The following is a 4,456-nucleotide window of genomic DNA, read 5'->3' as shown; positions in this document are numbered from 1 at the left end:
CCCCGATCGGGAAGTAGAACGAGAAGTAGCGCCGCCAGATCACGATTCCCGACAGCAGGAGCAGCAGCAGGCACGCCACCAGCGTGAAGAATAGCAGCTTCTGTCCGGCGTTATAGCGCCCGACCGCCGGCAGCTTGTCTTCCTGGTTGGTCAGCACGTCGCCGATCTGCTTCAGCCATTGGCGATCGTCCGCGTCGAGCGCATTGTGGTGCCAGAAGCGCACCACGAGAATCGCGAACGACACGAACATCACGAGGCCGACGAACGGATGCAGGATCCGCGTCCACTGGCCGCCGCCGAACAGCGCGGTCAGCCAGAACATCGACGGATGGAACAGTGCGAGCCCGGACAACGCGAGCAGCACGAACGTGATCGCGGTGATCCAGTGGTTCGTGCGCTCGTTCGGCGTGTAGCGGACGATCAGGTTGGGGTCGTCGTGGTTCATTTCGCGTCCTCCTTGATGCGTCGTGCCTCGTCGCGGGCAGCGGCTTCTTCCTCGTCGGTGACCTCGTTCGGACCGACCCGCGTGTAGTGGAAGAACCCGGCCAGCGCGGTCAGCGCGAGGCCCGCGACCGCGAGCGGTTTCGCGATGCCCTTCCACAGCTTCACCATCGGGCTGATCGACGGGTTGTCGGGCAGCCCGTGGTACAGCGACGGTTTGTCCGCGTGGTGCAGCACGTACATCACGTGCGTGCCGCCGACGCCCTGCGGGTCGTACAGCCCCGCATGCTCGAAGCCGCGCTCCTTCAGGTCCTCGATCCGCTCGGCCGCGTGCTGCTTCATGTCCTCCTTGGTGCCGAACACGATCGCGCCCGTCGGGCAGGTCTTCACGCAGGCCGGTTCCTGGCCGACCGCGACGCGGTCGGAACAGAGCGTGCACTTGTACGCGCGATGATCCTTCTTCGAGATCCGCGGCACGTTGAACGGGCAACCGGTCACGCAGTAGCCGCAACCGATGCAGTTCTCCTCGTGGAAGTCGACGATCCCGTTGTTGTACTGCACGATCGCGCCCGGCGACGGGCACGCCTTCAGGCAGCCCGGGTCCTCGCAGTGCATGCAGCCGTCCTTGCGGATCAGCCACTCGAGGTCGCCCGCCGGGTTCTCGTATTCGGAGAACCTCATGACCGTCCACGAATGCTCGCTCAGGTCGGCCGGGTTGTCGTACACGCCGACGTTGGTGCCGACTTCGTCGCGCAGGTCGTTCCACTCCATGCATGCCGTCTGGCATGCCTTGCAGCCGATGCACTTCGATACGTCGATCAGCTTCGCGACGCTCCCGGTCACCGGTTCGCGCACCGTGGGCGGTGGCGTCGTGGTGGCCGAGACCCGCTTGATATCCAGCGATTGCAATGCCATCTCTTCCCCCTTACGCCTTTTCGACCTTCACCAGGAACGACTTGAATTCCGGTGTATAGGAGTTGCCGTCACCCACGGACGGAGTCAGGGTATTGGCGAGATAGCCGGGCTTCGTCAGACCCTTGAAGCCCCAGTGCAACGGGACGCCGACCGTCTGGACCTTCTTGCCGTCGATCGTCAGCGGCTTGATCCGCTTCGTCACGAGGGCGACCGCGATGATGTAGCCGCGCTTGGACGACACCTTCACGCGCTCGCCATGCGCGACGCCGACTTCCTTCGCGAGGTCTTCGCCGATCTCGACGAATTGCTCGGGCTGGATGATCGCGTTCAGCCGCGCATGCTTGGTCCAGTAGTGGAAGTGCTCGGTCAGCCGGTACGTGGTCGCCACGTGCGGGAAGTCCGCCACCTTGCCGAACGACGCGCGGTCGTCCGGGAACACGCGGGCGGCCGGGTTGTTCAGCGCCAGCGGGTTGTTCGGGTGCAACGGGTTCGCGCCGAGCGGCGTCTCGAACGGCTCGTAGTGCTCGGGGAACGGACCTTCGTTCATCCCCGCGCGGGCGAAGAAGCGCGCGACGCCTTCCGGATTCATGATGAACGGCCCCATCCCGTTTTCGGGCGGTTCGTCCGCCTTGAAGTCCGGCACGTCGGCGCCCTTCCACGCGCTGCCGTTCCAGCCGATCAGCTTGCGGGTCGGGTCGAACGGCTTGCCCGCGACGTCGCACGACGCGCGGTTGTACAGGATGCGCCGGTTCGCCGGCCACGCCCACGCCCAGTTCAGCGTCTGGCCGATGCCGGTCGGGTCGGAGTTGTCGCGCCGCCCCATCTGGTTGCCGGCCTGGGTCCACGCGCCGCAGAAGATCCAGCAGCCGCTCGCGGTCGTGCCGTCGTCCTTCAGTTGCGCGAACGCGGCGAGCTGCTCGCCCTTCTTCACGAGCGTCTTCGCCGGGTCCTTCGGATCGGGCAGATCGGCGAGCGCTTTCCCGTTGAACTCCATCGCCAGTTCCTCGGGCGTCGGGCTCTCCGGGTTCGCGTACGGCCAGGTCAGGTTCACGATCGGGTCCGGATACTTGCCGCCGTCCTTCTGGTACAGCTTGCGCATGCGCAGGAACAGCCCCGACATGATCTCGAGGTCGCTCCTCGCTTCGCCCGGCGGCTCGGCGCCCTTCCAGTGCCACTGCAGCACGCGGCTCGAACTCACGAGCGAGCCGTTTTCCTCCGCGAAGCAGGTGGTCGGCAGACGGAACACCTCGGTCTGGATCTTCGACGCATCGACGTCGTTGTAGTCACCGTGGTGCTTCCAGAACTCGGACGTCTCGGTCGCGAGCGGATCCATGATCACGAGCCATTTCAGTTTCGCGAGACCCGCCGCCGTCTTCACCTTCGACGGCGCCGCCGCGAGCGGGTTGAAGCCCTGGCAGATGTAGCCGTTCATCTTGCCGGCATTCATCAGCTCGATCGCCTGCAGCAGGTCGTACTGCTTGTCCAGCTTCGGCAGGTAGTCGTAGGCCCAGTTGTTCTCCGCGGTGGCCGCGTCGCCCCACCACGACTTCATGAAGCTGACGTGGAACGCCTTGTAGTTCTTCCAGTAACTGAGCTGGTTCGGCCGCAGCGGTTCCTGCACGCGCTTCTTGATGTACGCGTCGAAATCCTGCTCGGCCTGCATCGGCAGCGTCATGTAGCCCGGCAGCAGGTTCGACATCAGCCCGAGGTCGGTCAGCCCCTGGATGTTCGAGTGGCCGCGCAGCGCGTTCATCCCGCCGCCGGCGATGCCGATGTTGCCGAGCAGCAACTGCACCATCGCGCCGGTGCGGATGATCTGCGCGCCGATCGAGTGGTGGGTCCAGCCGAGCGCGTACAGCACCGTGCCGGCGCGGCCGGGCACGGCCGTGGTCGCGAGCATCTCGCACACCTTCAGGAATTTCTCCTTCGGCGTGCCGCAGACCTGCTGGACCATCTCCGCCGTATAGCGCGCGTAGTGCTGCTTCAGCAGGTTGTATACACAACGCGGATGCTGCAGTGTCGGATCGACCTTCGCGAAGCCGTCGTCGCCGCGCTCGTAGTCCCAGCTCGATTTGTCCGGGTACGCGTGCTTCTCGGCGTCGTAGCCGGAATAGATGCCGTCGTTGAACGCGAAATCCTCGCGCACGATGAACGAGAAGTCCGTGTAGTTCTTCACGTACTCATGCTGGATCTTGTCGTTCGTCAGCAGATAGTTGATGACGCCGCCCAGGAAGACGATGTCGGTGCCGGTGCGGATCGGCGCGTAATAATCGGCCACCGAGGCCGTACGCGTGAAGCGCGGGTCGACGACAATCAGCCGCGCCTTGCGGTGCGCCTTCGCCTCCGTTACCCACTTGAAACCGCACGGATGGGCCTCGGCTGCATTGCCGCCCATCACGAGAATCACGTCCGCGTTCTTGATGTCGACCCAATGGTTCGTCATCGCTCCACGGCCAAACGTCGGGGCAAGACCTGCCACCGTCGGGCCATGTCAGACACGCGCCTGATTGTCGAATGCGAGCATCCCGAGACTGCGGATGGTCTTGTGCGTCAGGTAGCCGACCTCGTTACTGCCCGCCGACGCAGCCAGCATGCCGGTCGTGAGCCAGCGGTTGACCTTCGCGCCGTCTTCGGCCGTCTCGACGAAGTTCGCGTCGCGGTCGGCCTTCATCAGCTTCGCGATGCGGTCGAGCGCGTCGTTCCACGAAATGGGTTCCCACTTGTCCGAGCCGGGCGCACGATACTCGGGGTGCGTCAGGCGGTTCGGGCTGTGGATGAAGTCGATCAGGCTCGCGCCCTTCGGGCACAGCGTGCCGCGATTGACCGGGTGGTCGGGATCGCCTTCGATATGGATGATGCTCGGCTGCGCATTCTTCGCGCCGTCTCCGAGGCTGTACATCAGGATGCCGCAACCCACTGAACAGTAAGGACAGGTGTTGCGCGTTTCGACGGTGCGCGCCAGTTTGTACTGTCGGACTTCGGCCAGCGCTTCGGACGGAGAAAAGCCCATCAGGGCAAGACTCGATCCGGCAAGCGACGTGGCCGTCACCTTCAGGAACTGGCGCCGGGACATTTGTAGCATGGCGGTCTCGGCGTTATT

The 4,456-nt window shown here is 64.5% G+C and carries 3 protein-coding genes; all 3 read right to left on the bottom strand.

What is annotated here, in order from left to right:
* The coding region (locus tag JMF90_RS25660; protein WP_201325583.1) for a formate dehydrogenase subunit gamma at positions 1–445 on the bottom strand (445 nt) is incomplete at its 3' end.
* A complete protein-coding gene (fdxH, locus tag JMF90_RS25655; protein ID WP_006479309.1) occupies positions 442–1,356 on the bottom strand; it encodes a formate dehydrogenase subunit beta in 915 nt (304 codons plus the stop codon). The genes fdxH and JMF90_RS25660, both read right to left, overlap by 4 nt.
* Before the next feature lie 10 nt (positions 1,357–1,366).
* Positions 1,367–4,438: a formate dehydrogenase-N subunit alpha gene (fdnG, locus tag JMF90_RS25650; RefSeq protein WP_079999363.1), complete on the bottom strand. Its 3,072-nt coding sequence runs from the start codon at positions 4,436–4,438 to the stop codon at positions 1,367–1,369.
* Positions 4,439–4,456: the final 18 nt, after the last annotated feature.

The organism is Burkholderia sp. E168m23 (assembly GCF_016586125.1).
Classification (GTDB): Bacteria; Pseudomonadota; Gammaproteobacteria; order Burkholderiales; family Burkholderiaceae; genus Burkholderia; species Burkholderia orbicola.
The sequence above is the reverse complement of the archived record's forward strand: the minus strand, read 5'-3'. Positions and strand labels throughout refer to the sequence as shown.

Bases quoted from the DNA above. Each gene is read 5' to 3' on its own strand.
- fdxH (WP_006479309.1), bottom strand. From the start codon at position 1,356: ATGGCATTGCAATCGCTGGATATCAAGCGGGTCTCGGCCACCACGACG.